This window comes from Salinicola sp. CR57, from assembly GCF_003206585.1.
GTDB classification, from domain to species: domain Bacteria; phylum Pseudomonadota; class Gammaproteobacteria; order Pseudomonadales; family Halomonadaceae; genus Salinicola; species Salinicola lusitanus.
Window position 1 is genome coordinate 1 of the sequence record NZ_PZJL01000008.1, and the last position, 17,853, is coordinate 17,853.

The following is a 17,853-nucleotide window of genomic DNA, read 5'->3' on the forward strand; positions in this document are numbered from 1 at the left end:
TATTTCGAACCCCGGTCATTGGCCGGGGTTCATTCGTTTTGGGTCTCCCTGAAGAGTAGCGGAGCGCCGCCCAGCCCCCCATCTGGCTTCTATCCCCAACCCCAGTCTCGATCGAGGCTGGGGTTTTGCTTTGTCCGACGGATTAGCGCCACGAGCTACGAGCCATGAGCTCGGCTAGGCGACTTCCGCGGTAAGCCCGCGTTTGCGCTCGGAGCGCAGCTTCTCTGGCTGGGGACCGGGGATGGTGCTTTTATTCTTCCAATTTACGGGGCTCGTGACGCCTCGCTTGCCAGGCACCCTGTCTGTCTGCGTTGCGCGGGTGGGGATTAAAAGATTGGCGACGCTAAAAACCGACAACTTTAGATTGCCCGCCTGGCAATTAGGATGAATTGGGGAAGGTGCGTTTATCGTTGGATGATTGCGCGATCAACGGCTATGTTGAGTGGGCAATACATGGAAGCTGTTACCAAGGAGAAGATTCGATGCGCACCGAACTACTGAAAAAAATGGCGATGGCAATGCTGGTAGGCTTTATGGCCTTTGGCGTGGTTGCCTGCGATAACGACGAAGGTCCGGCCGAAGAGGCTGGAGAGTCAGTCGACAACGCCGTGGATAACGCTGGCGACGCCATGGAAGACGCGGGTGAAAACATTCAGGATAAAGCGGAAGACGCACAGAATTAATACAGTCATGAAGTAGCGATAGTCTGGTAACTAGAGACCGGCTGCCGCCTCTTCGGAGAGACCGAACCTACTGGACGGTCTCAACCAAGAAGCCCGAGCCCCACATCAGTGGAGCTCGGGCTTCTGCCATTTATGGTTGTCCCACGAATTGTCGCCTGGAACCATCCTGCCCAAACCTCGCCCAGGCAGGATGACCCAGTCAGACGATCAGGAACCTTCACCTTCCGGCAGTGCGTAGGCGATCACGTAGTCCCCGGTGGGAGTCTCCATGAAGTGGTGGCCCGTGGCGACGATGACCACGTATTGACGGCCGTTGGCTTCATAGACCATCGGATTGGCCTGACCACCGGCCGGCAGCGGTGCCTGCCAGATCGTCTTGCCGCTCTCGATGTCGATGGCACGGATCAGGTCGTCGGTTGCCGCGGCAATGAAGATCAGCCCGCCGGCGGTGACCACGGAGCCGCCGTTGTTGGGCGTCCCTATGTCGATCGGCAGGCCTGAGCGGATACCCCAGGGACCATTGGCCCGGGCGGTGCCCAGCGGTCGATCCCATAATGTGTCGCCGCTCGCCAGATCGATGGCGCGGATGTGGCCATACGGCGGCTGCTTGCACAGCATGCCGGTGTAGGGCACGCGCCAGCCGGCATTGACGTTGATCGCGTAAGGCGTGTTGGCCTGAGGGTCTCCAGCGCCTTCCGCACCGCCGCTGTCTTCCTTCTGCTCTTCGCGCGGCACCCAGCCGAGCTTGTTGGCCACATCGCGCGGCACCAGCTCGTTGTAGTTGGGCATGTCGTTATAGTTGGCGATGATCACACCGCGGTGCGGATCGATCGCTACGCTGCCCCAGTCGGAGCCTCCGTTGTAACCGGTGTACTGGATCCACGGCTGTTCGGCGGTGGGCGGCGTATACATGCCTTTCCAGCTTGCCTGGCGATACTGGATTCGGCAGAACAGTTGATCGAACGGGGTCATGCCCCACATGTCTTTCTCGTCGATATCCGGCTGACGCAGCGTCGCGTAGAGCGAAAACGGCTGGGTCTTGCTACGCTGCTCCGGTTCTGCACCCCCTTGTGGGACCGGGCGCTCTTCGGCGCCACCGCCGAGCAGTTCACCTGTCTCGCGATTGAATACGTAGATATCGCCCTGCTTGGTCGGCATGACCAGTGCCGGCACTTTGCCGTTACCGGTGGGAAAGTCGATCAAGGTCGGCTGCGAACCGGGATCGTAATCCCAGACGTCCTTGTGCGCCGTCTGGAAGTGCCACTTTGGCAGGCCCGTTTCGACATCGAGGGCGACCATGGAGCTGGCCCATTCGTTCTCTTCCGGCGTCCGCGAGCTGCTCCAGTAGTCGGCAGCGCTGTTGGCCATCGGTAGATAGACTAGTCCCAGCTTGCTGTCTCCGGCGGCGGTGGTCCACATGTTGGGCGAGCCACGGACGTAGGTTTCATCGCCCGTCAGCGGTTCGCTCTGATCCGGCCGCCCGGCGTCCCATGCCCACTGCAGCTCACCTGTGACCGCGTCAAAGCCCTTGATTACGCCGGACGGCGGATAACGTCGTTGGCCGTCCAATACCTGGTGGCCGGTAACGACGACGTCACGCACGACGACGGGAGCCGAGTTGATCGACACGTAGCCATCCGGCGTCTCGCCCATGTTGCGCTTGATGTCGACCTGGCCGTTGTCGCCGAAATCGGTGCAGGGTTCGCCGGTAGCGGCATCGACCTCGATGATGCGACCGTCGAGGGTGCCGGAGATGATCCTGGCGCGACAGGTTTGCTCTTCATTGGCTGCGACGGCCGGCTGCTGCGGCGTGTCGTCGCCCGCTGTCCCGTCGTCGCCTTCCTGTGTGTCGGTCGCCGCTGTCTGTTCGCCCTGCTCATCGGCGGTCGCCGATTCGGCGGATGGGTCCAGGCGATCTTCCGGCACTTCGTAATAGGTCACGCCACGGCAGGCGGCGGTGTAAGGAATCGCATCCTCCGATACGACCGGGTCGTAGCGCCAGTTCTCTTCACCGGTCGCGGCATTCAGGGAGATCAGGATGTTGCGAGAGGTGCACAGGAAGACGTCATCGCCGACTTTCAGCGGTGTGGTCTCGGCACCCCAGCGGTGATCCAGAATATCGCCGGTGCGGTACTGCCACGCCACTTCCAGGTCGCCCACATTGTCCGGGGTGATCTGGTCCGCGGGTGAGTAGCGAGTCGCAGCGGAGTCCCGACCGTAAGCGGCCCAGTCTCCATCGGCCGGCACATCGGCAGGCTGGGCATCGCCCACGTCCGTCGAGAGGGACTCGTCAGCGACCGCCGGGACGTCCTCGAGGTGCTGGTAGCCGCGACCGGGAACGAATGCCAATGCGCCCGCGACGACCAGGCCAAGGAACAGAACCCCCGCCAGGGAGAAGCCGGTCTTGCGGGTCGGTCCGTCTTTGAGCGCAGGTGTAACGAGCGCTACCAGGATGGCGAGAATCAGTACGACATCCAGGCGTGGAATCCAGCGCCAGTAATTCAGTCCCGATTCCCAAGCGGCCCACAAGAACGTCCCTACGAAGACGACACCGTAAATGGCGGCACCGGAAACCCTGCCGCGAAACAGTTGGATGCCTGCGATCAGCATCAGTACACCGGCGACCAGGTAATACCAGGAGCCGCCCAATGTCGCTAGATAGGCGCCGCCGGCTCCCAAAGCCAGCCCGACAAGCGCAACAATGATTCCGACGAGCTTGGCAAACACGCTGCCAGCGCCGCCGGAAGAAGTCGTAGTGGCCACAGAACTCTCCCTTGAATGACTTATTGACTGCCGAGTGACCGCACACTCCGATGCGATCAATGACCCCATGCGACAAGCTGTCGCATGGGATAAGCGTAGTCATGGTAATGGAAGCTGACGATGAATTCAGGCCGAAAACGGGCCGACTCGACGCCATTTGCCGGAGGCAACTTAGTGACAGTCGCCAAGCGGCGGGAGCTCCCGTGCGCTGTCGCTACGGTCGAAACGCTAGCGGTGATGAAGGCGTCTGCTTCGCCGAGGCGCCAACCGGAACTCGCATGATGGAGTTTTTGTTGCGAAGCCTTGGGCATGGNNCCATGCCCAAGGCTTGATGACCTCTCACTGCCCGCTCCCACGCCCGGGATCGGCGAATGGCCAACGCGCGAAGAGGGACTTCAGTTGACGCTCAAATTGCTCTTCATGTCTCTTGTATATTTTATACGAAACGCCTAGTGTCGACGAAAAGCTCGGTGTCGAAACGTAATTTTTCGTGGCAGGATGACTCAACGTCGCCTGGATCACGGCCTCGAACGGAAGGGCGCAACGCCCGACCCCTTTGCAGTACGAACGAACAATAAGCGCAGAAGGGAGTAATCGTTGTATGAATAAATTTCTCAAGCTGGTCACCGTTACGACCGCCCTGAGTCTGGCCGCGGGGTCTTTGGCCATGGCACAGGAAGGTCCGATCGTCATCGGCGTGCAGGCGCCGACGACCGGTTCCGAGGCGACCTACGGCAAGGACATGTTCAACGCCATATCGCTGGCCGCGGACGAGATCAACGCCGATGGCGGCCTGCTGGATGGTCGCCAGATCGAGCTGATCTCCGGAGACACCGCCTGCGACCCCCAGCAGTCGGTCAACGCAGCCAGTCGACTGGCGTCGCAGGAAGTGGTGGGTGTCGTGGGCGGTTACTGCTCCGGGGCGACTCAGCCGACGCTCAAGACCTACGGCGATGCCAATATTCCGTTCGTCATCGTGGCGGCCAACTCGACGCAATTGATCCCGGCCAACCCTGGCAATGCGGTGATGATCAACTCCACCGGTGACGACCAGGCCAAGACCGCGCTTGATTTCTTCGAGGGCAAGGGCATCGAGAAACTGGCCATCGTCAACCAGGGTGACGCCTATTCGCAGGACCTGGCCAACCTGACTCGCGATGCCTGGACCGCCGCGGGCCATACCGTCTCCGCCTTCGAGTACGTCAACAAGGGGGAGCAGGACTTCTCCGCCCTGGTCAACAAGATCCGGGGCTCCGGTGCCGAGGCGGTGTTCTGGACCGCCTACTATGCCGATGGCGGCCTGCTGATTCGTCAGCTACGTCAGCGCGGCTTCCAGGGCATCATCGCGGTGGGTGACGGTTCCAACTCGCCGGAGCTGTTCAATATCGCCGGCAAGGCCGCCGAGGGCGTATTTGCCTTCTCCAACCCGACGGCCGACTTCCTGCCGGCTGCCAAGCAGTTCGCCAGCGACTACCAGTCGAAATTCGGCAATGCGCCGGGGCCGTACGCGCCGCTCGCCTACGATGGCATGCAATTGATGGCCTGGGCCATCGACAAGGCTGGCTCCACCGATGGCGATGCCATCATCAAGGCACTCAATAGTGCCGATGGCCAGGAATGGCTGGCCGGTCCGATCTCCTTCACGCCGCAGCACACCCTGGCGCGAAGCAATTTCGTGGTGCTCGAGGGGCAGGGCGGCAAGTGGACCCGCTACGAAAAATGACGGCTGCACCACCGGTTCGGGCTTCCGCTCGGACCGGTGGTGTTGGAACGCCGCGTAGAGGTTGATCTCAACGCCGCGTTCGTCTTCCTCATCCGCTGTTCGCTGGCCAGAGACAAAAGCCATGACCTGGTACGATTCTTTTCTGCAGCAGCTCGTCGACGGGCTGGTGCTGGGCTCTTTCTATGCCCTGGTGGCGCTCGGTTACACCATGGTGTTCGGGGTCATCAAGCTGCTCAACTTCGCCCACGGCGATCTCTACATGACCGGTGCCTTCGCCGGGTTCGGCGGGCTGTCGCTGGTCTCCGGCTTTCTCGGGGCCGGCTGGCTCGGCATCTTCGTGGCCATGCTGCTGGCAATGCTTGCCGTCGGTTGCCTCGGGGTGGTGATCGAACGGGTGGCTTATCATCCGATGCTCGGCGCGCCGCGGCTGTCGATACTGATCACCGCACTGGCGGTTTCGTTGGTACTGCAGAACGCCGCACTGGCGCTGACCGGCGGCCAGTACACGGCCTTCAGTACCGATCTCGGCTTCGGCGGCATCAGTCTCGGCAATCTTTTCCTCTCCTACAACCAGATCGTGCTGGTGGCAGCCGCCGCCGTACTGATGATCGCGCTCGAGCTGTTCGTCTCCAGGACGCTATACGGACGGGCGATGCGCGCGGTCTCCATCGACAAGGACATGTGCCGGATGATGGGGATCAACGTCTCCGCCGTCATTGCGGTGACCTTCTTCATCGGTTCGGGACTGGCCGCCGCCGCAGGGACGATGGCTGGCGCCTATTACGGCAGCATCTGGTACTTCATGGGGTTTCTGATCGGACTCAAGGCGTTCACTGCCGCGGTGATCGGCGGTATCGGCAGCATTACCGGTGCGATGCTGGGGGGCCTGATTCTGGGGCTGCTGGAGTCGTTCGGCACTCATATCCCGTTCATCGGCAGTGAGTGGAAGGATGTCTTCACCTTCTCGATCCTGATTCTGGTACTGGTGTTCAAACCCACCGGCCTGCTGGGCAAATCCGAAGTGGAGAGGATGTGACATGGACAAGCATTCGCCACCGACGCCCACCGATGTCGACGAGCACGATTCCGGCAGGGCGAAACCGCGCAATCCACTCCAGAAACTCTATGCAGCCTTCGAATCGCCGGGGCGGCGGCGAGCGCTTCATCTCACGATTCTGGCGATCCTGATCGTCACCCCGTGGATCTCGAGTCAGTACACCACCGTCATTCTGACCAACGCGCTGCTCTACGTCGTGCTGTGTCTGGGCCTGAATATCGTGGTCGGCTATGCCGGGCTGCTCGATCTCGGCTATGCCGCCTTCTTCGCGGTCGGTGCCTACACCGTCGGTATCCTGACCCAGCAGTTCGGCGTCAATTTCTGGGCCGCGATCCCCTTTGCCCTGATGGCGGCGGCGCTCGCCGGGGTCATCATCGGCGGGCCGACCTTGCGCTTGCGCAGCGACTATCTCGCCATCGTGACCCTGGGGTTCGGTGAGATCGTGCGCTTTACCGCGCGCAACCTGGAGATCACCGGCGGCGCCAGCGGGCTGTCGCATATCCCGGAACCGTCGCTGTTCGGCTGGCACATCGACAGCTCGATCGACTTCTATTACGTCTTCGTGGTACTGGCGGTGCTTGCCTATGTCGCCAGCCAGCGGCTGTTCGACTCCCGTCTGGGCCGGGCATGGCTCTACGTGCGCCACGACGAGGATGCCGCCGAGGCGATGGGGATCAACCGGGTTGCGACAAAATTGGCTGCCTATGTGACCGGCGCCATCTTCGGGGCGATCGGGGGGATCTTCTTCTCGGTCAATCTGGGCGCCATCTCGCCAGAGAGCTTCAGCTTCCAGCAATCCGTACTGATTCTGCTGGCAGTGGTGCTGGGTGGCATGGGCAAGATTCCCGGCGTCATCCTGGGGGCGTTCATCGTCGTGCTCGGGCCCGAATTGCTGCGCGATTTCGGCACCTTGCGACTGCTGATCTTCGCGGTCCTGCTGCTGCTGATCATGCTGTTCCGGCCGAGCGGTATCTGGCCCGAGAAACGTTCATAGGGGAAAGCGATGCTGCTGCAACTGAAACAGGTGTCGCTGAGCTTCGCCGGCAACACCGTACTGCACGAGGTCGACTTCGGCGTCGCCGCGGGGCGTATTCATAGCCTGATCGGGCCCAATGGCGCCGGCAAGACGTCGATGTTCAACGTCATCACCGGCTTCTATCGGCCCCAGCAGGGCGACATCACGCTGGACGGCGAGCAGATCGTCAAGCGCAAGCCTCATGCCGTCACCCGCCTGGGGATCGCCCGGACCTTCCAGAACGTGCGGCTGTTCCGTGAGATGTCGGTGCTCGAGAACGTCATGGCGGGGCAGCACTGTCGCAGCCGGGCCGGTGCCTTGGCGGCCATTCTGCGGCTGCCGAGTCAGCGCGCCGAGGAGCGGCGGATTCTCGAGACCAGTCTCGAATGCCTCGATTTCGTCGGCCTGATGGGGCACCAGGACCGGCTGGCGACCAATCTCGCCTACGGCCACCAGCGCCGCGTCGAGATCGCCCGCGCCCTGGCCACCGAGCCCAAGCTCCTGTTGCTCGACGAGCCGGCGGCGGGCCTCAACAGCGGCGAGAAGCAGGCGCTGATCGAACTGATTCGACGTATTCGGGACGAGCGCGGCATCGCCGTGCTGCTGATCGAGCACGACATGAGCCTGGTGATGAATGTCTCCGAGCGCATCAGCGTGCTCGATCACGGCAGTTTGATCACCGAGGGCGACCCCCACTCGGTGCAGAACGACCCCAAGGTAATCGAGGCCTATCTCGGCCAGGACGACGAGGAGCTGGCACTGTGATACAGACCATTGACCAGACCGACGCGGCGGCAATCGGTTCGCGCCCAGGCAAGGTGCGTCTCGGCATCCGCGATGTCGAAGCCTTCTATGGTCAGATCCAGGCGTTGCGGGGCGTCTCGCTGGATGTCCACGAGGGCGAAATCGTGACCTTGCTGGGCAGCAACGGGGCCGGCAAGTCGACCACGCTCAAGACCATTTCCGGGCTGGTCCGGGCGCAGCGGGGCGAGGTCCAGCTGGAGGGTGAGTCGATCGCCAAGCTGGCCGCCCACGAGATCGCCCGGCGTGGTGTGGTTCACGTGCCCGAGGGAAGACGCATCCTGCGCGGGCTGACGGTCAAGGAGAACCTGGAACTGGGCGCGTTCACGGTCAAGGACAGCGGGTTGCGTCGGCAACGACTGGACGAAGTCTACGCACTCTTTCCGATCCTCCACGAGCGTCGCCATCAGGATGGGTCGCTGCTCTCCGGCGGCCAGCAGCAGATGCTGGCGATGGGGCGCGCGTTGATGCACGGCCCCAGCGTGATGCTGCTCGACGAGCCCTCGATGGGGCTGGCGCCCAAGCTCGTGACCGACATCATGCGCATCATCAAGCGGCTCAACGAGGCCGGCACCACGATCCTGCTGGTCGAACAGAACGCGCGCCTGGCATTGCGCCTGGCGCATTACGCCTACGTGATCGAGAACGGCGAGATTCGGATGCAGGGGGCGGCTGCCGAACTTCGCCAGGACGAATCGATCGTGAAGGCCTACCTGGGGGTGGGCGAGTAGCGCAACGCGGGAGGGGAACATGCAGACGAGCCGCGTGATCCATGTCGTCGGCTGTCACGCCGAGGGCGAAGTGGGGGACGTCATCGTGGGCGGCGTGGCGCCGCCGCCCGGGGAGACACTCTGGACGCAGTCGCGCTGGATCGCCCGCGACCGGACCCTGCGTGACTTCATGCTCAACGAGCCGCGCGGCGGCGTCTTTCGCCACGTCAACCTGCTGGTGCCGGCCAGGGACCCCCGCGCGCAGATGGGCTGGATCATCATGGAGCCGGAAGACACGCCGCCGATGTCCGGTTCCAACAGTTTGTGCGTGGTGACCGTGCTGCTCGAGACCGGCATTCTGCCCATGCGAGAGCCGGAAACCCATCTCGTGCTCGAGGCTCCCGGTGGCGTGATAGAAGCCGTTGCTCGCTGCGAGAACGGCCGCGTCCTCGATGTCACCGTGCGCAACCTGCCGGCCTTCGTCGACCAGCGGGACCTGCAGCTGGAGGTCCCGGGGCTGGGCACGCTGCGTGTCGACACGGCTTTCGGTGGCGACAGCTTCGTGATCGTCGACGCCGAGGATCTCGGCTTCCGGCTGGTGCCGGACGAGGCGCGGGAGCTGGTCGAGGCCGGCATCCGGATCACCAATGCGGTCAACGAGCAGTTCGGGTTCCGCCACCCCACCAATCCCGATTGGCGGCACGTCTCGTTCTGCCAGATCGCCGCGCCGCTGATACGGGAGGGCGACGCCTGGCTGGGACGCAATACGGTGGCGATTCAACCCGGCAAGCTCGACCGTTCGCCCACCGGCACCGGCTGTTCGGCACGCATGGCGTTGCTATATGCCCAAGGCAAGCTGGGGTTGAACGAAACCTTCATCGGTGAATCGATCATCGATTCCCGTTTCGTCTGCCGACTCGACGGCACGACTCGCGTCGGCGAGGTGGCGGCGGTAACGCCACTGATCTGCGGCCGTGCTTATATCACCGGCACCCACCAGTACACTCTCGATCCACAGGATCCGTGGCCTGGCGGCTACCGGCTCGCCGATACCTGGCCACGAATCGGAGCGCGGTGAAACGCCGGTTCGCCGGAGCGTGGGCCGCGGTCAGGATGTCGCGGGCTCGGGCTGGCGATCGGGCTTGATACGTGGCCGCTCGGCCATGATGCGCCCCAGCCGCTCCAGCGCCAGTTCGAGACGCTCGACCAGGCCCTCCAGAAGCACCCGGCGATCGGCGGCGACATCGCCATGCTCGGCAATGGCCTCGTCCAGGCGCTTGCCTGCCTCGCGAATGCCCTGCGGCTGGCGACCATTGGCGCTCTCCTCGAAGCCGCTGGCCAGCGCCCGCAGCAACTGGCGATGGGCACGCCGGATCACGGGATGAGGGGCGTCGTCGAGCCGATCCCGCAGCCGCAGTGTCGCCGTCCCCAGGTCCAGACCCGTCAAACCGAGGATGAACAGGTGGCGCTGGTCTTCGGGCAGCATGTCGTCGTGCTGCGCCAACTGCAGTATGCGATCGGCCATGTGGCCACTGAAGCGGGTTTCGGCGTCGCGTATGGAACGCCGCCGCAGCTGGTGGATGTCCCGGGAGATGGCGTTGATCAGGCGACGCCGGCGCAACCGCGTGCCCAGTCCGGGCAGCAGCCGGAAACCCATCGCCACGCAGGTCAGGCCGATGATCACCGCCACCGCCCGGTTGGCGAAGCTGTCGAAGGAGAAATCCATGTTGTTGCCGGGCATGGTCAGCAGGATATTGAAGATCGTGAAGGCCAGGCAGTAGCCCATCGTGGCCGGGTTGGTCGCGCCCAGGAGCCCCAGAAACAGCGGCGTGCCGAACAGCAGCGCCAGCATCGGGAAACCGTTGGCCTGCGACAGCAGCACGTGGCCGAACAGGAACGCACTGGGAATGGCGGCGAGCATGCCCTTGTAGAACATCATGGTGATCGCGACCGGATTGTCGCGACTGGCGAAGAACGACGAGAACAGCGTCCCCAGCAGCATGGCGACCATGGCACTGTTCCAGGCGGTGAGAATCCAGAAGGTGGCCAGCGTGCCGAATACCAGTCCGGAGCGCAGTGCGTTGATGCCGGCGGCGAGATGATCGCGATGCCAGGCCAGCGAGGTCGAACGCAGCTTGTGCGTACCGGGTGACGCAATCGCCTCGCGGGCATCCAGCATCACCATGGCGTGACCGATCGATTCCCGCAGCCCCAGTCGGGCGCGACGGTCCAGCGGTGCCATGCCCGCTTCGTCGCTCTCATGCACGAGGTGGCGAAGTTCCTGTAATTCCTGCCGCGCCTTGGGAACGCCCTTGACATGCTCCGCCTCGCGAAAGCCCTGGGCCACCTGCCGTGCGATCTCGATGCTGCGGGGATCCAGCTTGTCGGCGTGGTCGTGCAGCATCTGATGCAGCGCCTGGAGGTTGGCCAGAAAGCGCAGCGTTCGTCGGGTCAGCACGTGGGTCGCACGGATGCGTCCTGGCCCCTCCGGCCCCTCGAATCGGGCCGCCTGGCTGTCAGTCTCCAGTACCGTCAACGGGCCGAGGCTACCTCGCAATGCCTTCTGCATGGCGGGAATGTCGCTGCTCGCCTCCAGCCGCAGGGCGGCATTCTCGAACGCTTCGTTGATGACGGTGTCGGCCTGTGACGCGAGGTGCTTGCCGACCCGCGACGGCCACAGCAGCGAACTGACCAGGGTGGCGCAGATGGCGCCCAGGCCCAGCTCCGATAGTCGCGCCACCGCGATGTCGAAGATGCCACCGGGCGTGCTGCCATTGGAGATCACCACGATCAGCATGGCGGTGACGGCCGCCATCAGGCAGCCGTAGGTGTAGTTGTTGCGCCACAGCGAGCCGACGTAGGTGCACAGCATGATCCATAGCGTCAGGGTGATCAGCGCCGGCACTCGGGCCTGGGCGAAAAGCGCCATGATGGCGATGCCCGTCACGGCGCCGATGAAGGTACCGCTGATCTGACAGATGCCTTTCTCGATCACCATGCCACTCATGGGTCGGATCTGCAGAAAAGCCGCCGAAATCAACGCCCAGTAGGGACGATCGAGATTGAACCAGAGCGCCAGGTAGAGCGCGATCATCATCGCCACGGTGGTCTTGATGGCGAATTTGACCGCCGCGGCGTCGGGCATCAGGTAGGTCTTGACGAGCGGTGGCATGGTGCTCACTGCGACGCGTCGGTTGCGTTCTCTGCCGGCATCTCGGCGGTCGACTGCACCTGCGCTGTCGGCCGTCGATCGGCAGGCTGACTGCGCGGGGTGGTGGTGCTAGCGGTCTCACCGGCGGGTTCGGCCGGATGATCGCCGTCCGTGTGCTGAACTCTGACCGTCGCGGTCATCCCGGCGCTGAGCAGAGTGTCGTCCGGGATATCGTCCAGCGTGACCCGAACCGGAATGCGTTGAGCCAGCCGTACCCAGTTGAAGGTCGGCTGAACCTGCGGCAATAGCTGATTGTTGAGCGTGGTGTTGGTGTCGGCGATGCCGCGGCCGATACCGGCCACATGGCCACGCAGATGAGTGTCGCCGTTCATCAGGATGACTTCCGCCGGGTCGCCGACGTCGATGGAGGACATCTTGGTCTCCTCGAAATAGCCCATGACGTAGTAGGAGTTCGACTGCACCAGCGCCATCACCGGGGTACCGCGGGTCACGTAGTTGCCGGCGGCCAGTTGCAGGTTGAGCACATGGCCGCTGATCGGCGCCACGACGCGAGTGCGCTCCAGGTCGAGCTTGGCACTGGCGAGATCGGCCTGGGCCTGCTTCAGATTGGCGGCGGCGACGCGGCTGTTGATCTGGGCGATCTGACGATCTTCCGCGCTGATCGAACGGCTGCTCAGCTGGTTGCGACGCTGGGCTTCCGTCTGACGCAGCTGGAGGGTCGCCTCGCGATTCTCGACCGTGGCTTGGGCCTGGTCCAGGGCCGCCTGATAGCGCGCAGGATCGATCTCGAACAGGGGATCGCCCTGGGCGACGAACCCGGTGTCGTTGACGTTGAGCGTGCGGACCCAGCCGGAAACGTCGGGAGCGATGGTGACCACCTCCGCGCGCACCCGGGCATCACGCGTCCACGGCGTGAAGAGGTAGTAGTTCCATAGCCAGATGCCGGCGGCCACGGCGATAGCGACGACGACGAGGGTCATGAGGATACGTAGCGAATTGCGCATCAAGTACTCTCGAGCAGGAAGGAGAACAGAAAAGTGATACCGGCAGTGAACAGCACGAACAGCGAGACATCGAACCAGGCTTCGTACCATAGCGCGCGCTGCCCGACCACCCAGTGCAGCAATGAGCGCAGGACGATGGTCGCGACGAAGCCGAACAGGGCATAGATCAGCAGAGGACTGATGAAGATCCCGCCAACGGCGATTTCCTGTAAACCCATATTTTCCCTGTAGCGGTGGCGTGACGAACGGATAATATTAGCGCGCTATTGAAATAGTTGTCAGAGTCATGAGCGGCGCGTCTAGTGAGCAGTCTAGCTGGAAACCGAGGACCCGAGCATCAAGCGGCAGTGTTCGACGCCATTCTGTCGCCGGCTCGCCGACCGATATTCGGTGAAGCGGTCGTGGCTGGCCTCTCAAGCCTCATCGAGCGCCGAGGGCGCCATCTCGATCGCAGGCAGATGGCAACATCGGTTGCGACCCTCTGCCTTGGCCCGGTAGAGCGCACGGTCGGCTCGCATCATCAGGCTCTTGAGGCTATCGCTCTCGTGGCGCTGGGTCAGGCCGATACTCAGCGTCATCGACAGCGTCACGGCATCATTCACCACCAACGGGGTATCGGCGACGGTTGCGCGCAAGCGTTCGGCCACCAGCGCGGCGGCTTCCGGGGACATGCCGGAGAGCACGACGGCGAACTCCTCGCCGCCGATGCGCCCAAGCAGGGCGTCACCCTGCATCAGCTCGTCGAGCTGGCGGGCCAGCGTGCATAGCGCCTGATCTCCCACCGGATGACCATACTCGTCGTTGATCCGCTTGAAGTGATCGATGTCGATCAGCAGCACGCTCAGCGGGGCGTGCCGGTCCCGACGCAGTTGCGTCACCGCGGCACGCCATAGCGCACGCCGGTTGTAGAGGCCGGTCAGGGCATCGGTGGAGGCCAGCTGCTGCAGCTTGTGCTCCATCGCCTTGCGCCGGGTGATGTCGAGGCTCCAGATCAGCCACGCGGATTGCGCATGGATGCGCAGTGGTCTCGCGCTCAGCAAGGCCCAGTAAGGTGCACGCGGGGAGAGTCTGACCTCCATCTGATGCAGGGTCTCCCCGCGGCTCAGCTGCGAGACGAGTTGGCGATAGTCATCGCCATTCTCGAACAGTTTCTCGAGATGAAAGTCCTCCGCCCGCTGGGTATCCGTCTGGGCCAGCAGGTCCTCACTGACGTAGAAGACCCGGCGCTGGTCGGCGCTGATCAGGGTGACGTCGCTCGGTGTCGAGTCGAGAATCGTGCGCAGGAGTGCCTCGCGCTCGTGCAGCAGGTGCGTGCGGCTGCGGACGCGCCGCTCCAGCGAACTGTTGAGCGCCTGCAGCTCTTCGGCGAGGCGACGTGAGCGCCGCTGCGAGCTCAGGATGCGCAACGCCAGGATGAGGCAGCCGCAGGCCAGCAGCACCAGGGTGACGGTGAGCCAGTGAAACGTTCGCTGCAGTGATTGGCGTTCCCTGTCGAGTTGCGCCGCGACGGCGATGTTGGAGACGACGATCAGGTCGTGCGCCGGACGCAACTGTCCCGGCAGCTCGGCCAGCATGTCGGCGGCCACTCGCCTTGCACCGGCCTGGTCGTGCCAGTCCAGCCGCTGCACCCAGTCCGCGCTGAGCGCGTCGAGGCGGGCGATCGTCCGATGCACTTCGGGCCTGGGTTGCGGCAGGTAGTCGAAGACTCGGGTGTGGCGGAAAGGGTCGAGGGTGTTGCGCATGACCCCCAGGCGCAGGATCAGCGCGGCGGCGCCGGCCTGGTTCGCGTCGACGGCGCGGGCGGTATCGATCAGGCGCTGTATCTCCGAACGCAACTGATAGCTCTGCCACACTTCGGTATGCAGGCCGGGCGAGGCGTAGTCATTGCCTTTCTCCGAGATCAGCTTGAGTCCCGCCAGCGCGGCGACGATCATCGTCCCGGCCAGCGCGATCAGTAGCATGACCGGCCAGCGTCGGCCCTTGCCGGCCCTGGTGACGTCTGATCCGCTCACTGGAGCTGCAGTTCGCTCAGCTGCCATACGGTGCGGCTGTAGTAGGTGCGTTCGTGGAGTTCGGGATAGTCGCTATAGGGATACATGACGACCAGCGGCCCATAACGGTCGACGGCGAGATAGTGGCCGTTGCGGCGATAGGCGACGACGGGATCGTAGTTCTCCAGGTCCGAACGGGGAATGATGTCGCTGTAGTCGTCGAGACCCACGGCGAGCATCCTGTCGGGCGCGGCGATCGACTGGCTCCGCAGCAGGACGTTGATCGACACCCCCGACCAGCGAGCTTCGGGATCGCTGGTGTCGGGGATCGAGCCCGTGACCTCGCGGCTGGGCAGCGCCTCAAGGCTCGTCAGCGTGAACGACGCCAGCACCCGGCCGTGGGAATCGACGAGCGCCAACAGCGGCATATCCTTGGGGTAGGGTGGCTCGTCCGCTTTCGCCGCCAATGACGATATCGCGATCAGTATGCCGACGATGAGTGGTCGCAACATGATGGCTTTTCCCGGGCTTTCTTGTGTTATCGGCGTGGCGACGGTTTTCTGGACCGGCCTCGTGCCTTCGCTGCCTCGTCTCAGGCGTTGGCGTCGGCGACCAGGACGCGGGAGAACTTGACGATCTCGTCGCGGCGATCGTCCCATCCCAGATGATGCCAGAAGCGGTGCGCCTGGTGATTGTCCGCCAGGGTGTCGAGATGTACCTTCTCGATACCCGCTGCCAGCAGTGCCGTCAGGCAGCGATCGACCATCGCTCGTGCCAGCCCCAGGTGGCGATAATCCGGGTCGACCATGACATGCTGCAGATAGCCGCGACGGCCGTCGTGTCCCGCCATGGCGCAGCCGACGATGCCGTCCCCGACGGCCGGTCGCGCAACGAAACTCAGTCCGGGATTGCGCGCGAGATAGCGTTGCGTCGCCGCGTAGCCATCGGCGTTTCGGAGCACCACCCCCGGGGTACGCGACATCATGGCGGCGAAGTCCGGATGATCGTCGATGGTCATGGGCAGAATGTCGGGCATGGGACTGGAGTTCATGGCGCGGGCCTCGATCTACGGTGGCGGCTGAAGCGAATATTGATGACGGCCAGGCCGGCGACGACCATGGCACCGCCGGCCATCTTGTTGATACCCAGCGGGTCGTCGAGCAGCCATACGCCGAGGATGACGGCGAAGACCGGCATCAGCAGGGTCAGCGGTACGACGCGGCTGACGGGATGCTTTTGCAGGAGCCGATACCAGAGTCCGTAGGCGGCGATCGATGACATCAAGGCGGTATACACGACCGCACCCCACCCGGCCAGGCCGGCGTTCTGCAAGGCGTGCCACTGGTCGTCCTCGAAGAGCCAACTGCCCGTCGCGACCAACGGTATCGCGAACAGCGAGATCCAGCCGGTCATGGTCAACGGGGCGATCGGTGGCGCGAGCTTGATGATCATGGTCGAGACGGCCCAGAACAGCGCGCTGGCGAGCAGCAGGGCGGTCGAGGCTGGCGGCGGCAGGGATGGGCCCCCGGCCAGGACGACGACACCCCCGAAGGCGAGAACCAGGCCGAAGATTCGGCGCGGGCCGAGCTTCTCCTTGAGAAAGATTGCGGCCAGCAGCGTCGCGAAGGGTGTCCCCATCTGCACCAGCAGCGCGCCGGTACCGGCTTCCGCATGCTGCAGACCGAGAAACAGCAGCGGAAAATGCAGGCCGCCGAAGGTGACGGCCAGCACCAGGAGCCAGCCGAGCTGCTGGCGCGAGATGCGAGTGAACGGCACGATCAGCACGGCGACCAGCATGAAGCGGAGTACCGTCACCAGCAGCGGCGGCAGATCCTCGATACCAAGCTTGATCACGATGATATTGAAAGCCCAGATGGCAATGATACCCAGGCCGATCAGCAAGTCCTTCAGTGGCACGTAGCAGTACTCGTCATTGGAAGGGGGCGTCGACGGAGGCGCCGGATGGCCCATTGTCTCAGCGGCTCCCGCGAGAGCAACATTATTTTGAGATGTCGTCTTCCAGGGGGCTTCCGCGCTCCGCCTGTCGGCGCAATCTGCGTTTCTCAGCTCGGGGAATGCGCTACTCTACGCAAAATCGACCGATTCTTCGTCGCCACGTCGGGAATCTTCGCACTCGAGGGTTCAACCCATGATCAAGGGAATCATCTTCTGCGTCTGCTTTCTCTTCGCCCAATTGTTCGTGCTGTCCTATATCGACCATCGCCACGGAAGCGGCGAATCCGTGACGCGACAGGCGGTCGCAGCGCAGAACAACCAACGTCAGCGCGACGAGGAGGAGCAGGCTTGACGATCAGTCTAGCGACCCAGGAGGGAAGGGCATGCTGTCCCGAGCGTTGATTCTCGCCGCGTGGCTAGCGTCGATGCTGCTCACCATGCCGGCCTGGGCGGAAGCGCCGACTCGCCACGCTCTGGTCCTCGACAATGGTGAACGCACGCACACGATCCAGATCGAGGTCGCCGAGACCCCACAGCAGCGCTCGAGAGGCCTGATGGAGCGCGATTCGCTTCCCGTCGACGCCGGGATGCTGTTCCTTTATGGCACCGAACAGTCGGCGACCAGCGCCTACTGGATGTACCGGACGCGAATTCCGCTGGATATCGCCTTCATCGACGAGGGGGGCGTGATACGCTCGCTGAGGACCATGTCTCCTTGCCGCGCCGAATCGTCGAGTCGATGCCCCGTCTATCCGGCGGGGGCGCGCTTTCGCGCCGCGCTGGAAGCCAATGCCGGCTACTTCGCCGAACGCGGGATCGAGGTCGGCGACCGTGTCGAGCTCGCGCCCTGGATCGCGGCGCCGTGAAATGCATTCGCTTCCGGCATGAGGCATGCCGATAATGGTGAAAGGTAGGCGGCCCATCGGCTCGGGAACACGGGAAAAGCGCATGATGACGGTGTCCGTGGGTTGACCGAAG

The 17,853-nt window shown here is 63.6% G+C and carries 17 protein-coding genes; 9 read left to right on the forward strand and 8 right to left on the reverse strand.

Going from position 1 to position 17,853, the window contains the following annotated elements:
• Positions 1 to 482: 482 nt before the first annotated feature.
• A complete protein-coding gene (locus DOM56_RS14045) occupies positions 483 to 683 on the forward strand; it encodes a hypothetical protein (protein WP_110709763.1) in 201 nt (66 codons plus the stop codon).
• Positions 684 to 890: 207 nt separating this feature from the next.
• Here the strand turns inward: DOM56_RS14045 and DOM56_RS14050 are convergent, their stop codons facing one another.
• Entirely contained in the window at positions 891 to 3,515 is a 2,625-nt protein-coding gene (locus DOM56_RS14050; protein WP_232822309.1) for a membrane-bound PQQ-dependent dehydrogenase, glucose/quinate/shikimate family, read from the reverse strand.
• Between the two features lie 532 nt (positions 3,516 to 4,047).
• Here DOM56_RS14050 and DOM56_RS14055 point away from each other — a divergent pair.
• From DOM56_RS14055 to DOM56_RS14080, 6 genes are all read left to right on the forward strand, one after another.
• Positions 4,048 to 5,169, forward strand: coding sequence for a branched-chain amino acid ABC transporter substrate-binding protein (locus DOM56_RS14055; protein ID WP_110709764.1), 1,122 nt, complete (start codon positions 4,048 to 4,050; stop codon positions 5,167 to 5,169).
• A 121-nt stretch (positions 5,170 to 5,290) separates the two neighbouring features.
• Positions 5,291 to 6,205: a branched-chain amino acid ABC transporter permease gene (locus tag DOM56_RS14060; RefSeq protein ID WP_110602455.1), complete on the forward strand. Its 915-nt coding sequence runs from the start codon at positions 5,291 to 5,293 to the stop codon at positions 6,203 to 6,205.
• Between the two features lies 1 nt (position 6,206).
• Positions 6,207 to 7,220, forward strand: a complete 1,014-nt coding sequence (locus DOM56_RS14065) for a branched-chain amino acid ABC transporter permease (RefSeq protein ID WP_232822310.1) — start codon at positions 6,207 to 6,209, stop codon at positions 7,218 to 7,220.
• Between the two features lie 9 nt (positions 7,221 to 7,229).
• Complete coding sequence (locus DOM56_RS14070) at positions 7,230 to 8,006, forward strand: ABC transporter ATP-binding protein (RefSeq protein ID WP_110709765.1); 777 nt, start codon at positions 7,230 to 7,232, stop codon at positions 8,004 to 8,006.
• Positions 8,007 to 8,059: 53 nt separating this feature from the next.
• Entirely contained in the window at positions 8,060 to 8,773 is a 714-nt protein-coding gene (locus tag DOM56_RS14075; protein WP_162302641.1) for an ABC transporter ATP-binding protein, read from the forward strand.
• Positions 8,774 to 8,792: 19 nt separating this feature from the next.
• Positions 8,793 to 9,830, forward strand: a complete 1,038-nt coding sequence (locus DOM56_RS14080) for a proline racemase family protein (protein WP_110709766.1) — start codon at positions 8,793 to 8,795, stop codon at positions 9,828 to 9,830.
• A gap of 30 nt (positions 9,831 to 9,860) precedes the next feature.
• Here DOM56_RS14080 and DOM56_RS14085 read toward each other — a convergent pair whose 3' ends face one another.
• From DOM56_RS14085 to DOM56_RS14115, 7 genes are all read right to left on the reverse strand, one after another.
• Positions 9,861 to 11,924: an FUSC family protein gene (locus DOM56_RS14085; RefSeq protein WP_110709767.1), complete on the reverse strand. Its 2,064-nt coding sequence runs from the start codon at positions 11,922 to 11,924 to the stop codon at positions 9,861 to 9,863.
• A gap of 5 nt (positions 11,925 to 11,929) precedes the next feature.
• Positions 11,930 to 12,928, reverse strand: a complete 999-nt coding sequence (locus DOM56_RS14090) for an HlyD family secretion protein (protein ID WP_110709768.1) — start codon at positions 12,926 to 12,928, stop codon at positions 11,930 to 11,932.
• Positions 12,928 to 13,146 (reverse strand): DUF1656 domain-containing protein, encoded by a 219-nt coding sequence (locus tag DOM56_RS14095; RefSeq protein ID WP_110709769.1) that lies wholly within the window; start codon positions 13,144 to 13,146, stop codon positions 12,928 to 12,930. Before DOM56_RS14095 ends, DOM56_RS14090 begins: the two co-directional genes overlap by 1 nt.
• A gap of 195 nt (positions 13,147 to 13,341) precedes the next feature.
• Entirely contained in the window at positions 13,342 to 14,940 is a 1,599-nt protein-coding gene (locus tag DOM56_RS14100) for a GGDEF domain-containing protein (protein ID WP_157958244.1), read from the reverse strand.
• A complete protein-coding gene (locus DOM56_RS14105) occupies positions 14,937 to 15,431 on the reverse strand; it encodes an oxidoreductase (RefSeq protein ID WP_110709771.1) in 495 nt (164 codons plus the stop codon). Before DOM56_RS14105 ends, DOM56_RS14100 begins: the two co-directional genes overlap by 4 nt.
• A gap of 80 nt (positions 15,432 to 15,511) precedes the next feature.
• A complete protein-coding gene (locus DOM56_RS14110; RefSeq protein ID WP_198655796.1) occupies positions 15,512 to 15,970 on the reverse strand; it encodes a GNAT family N-acetyltransferase in 459 nt (152 codons plus the stop codon).
• Positions 15,967 to 16,836, reverse strand: a complete 870-nt coding sequence (locus tag DOM56_RS14115) for an EamA family transporter (RefSeq protein ID WP_110709813.1) — start codon at positions 16,834 to 16,836, stop codon at positions 15,967 to 15,969. Before DOM56_RS14115 ends, DOM56_RS14110 begins: the two co-directional genes overlap by 4 nt.
• A gap of 232 nt (positions 16,837 to 17,068) precedes the next feature.
• On the opposite strand from DOM56_RS14115, the gene DOM56_RS19740 reads away from it, so the two are divergent.
• Together DOM56_RS19740 and DOM56_RS14120 are read left to right on the forward strand one after the other, a co-directional pair.
• Entirely contained in the window at positions 17,069 to 17,227 is a 159-nt protein-coding gene (locus DOM56_RS19740) for a hypothetical protein (RefSeq protein WP_157958245.1), read from the forward strand.
• A 31-nt stretch (positions 17,228 to 17,258) separates the two neighbouring features.
• Positions 17,259 to 17,741: a DUF192 domain-containing protein gene (locus DOM56_RS14120; protein ID WP_110709772.1), complete on the forward strand. Its 483-nt coding sequence runs from the start codon at positions 17,259 to 17,261 to the stop codon at positions 17,739 to 17,741.
• The last annotated feature ends 112 nt before the right edge of the window (positions 17,742 to 17,853 follow it).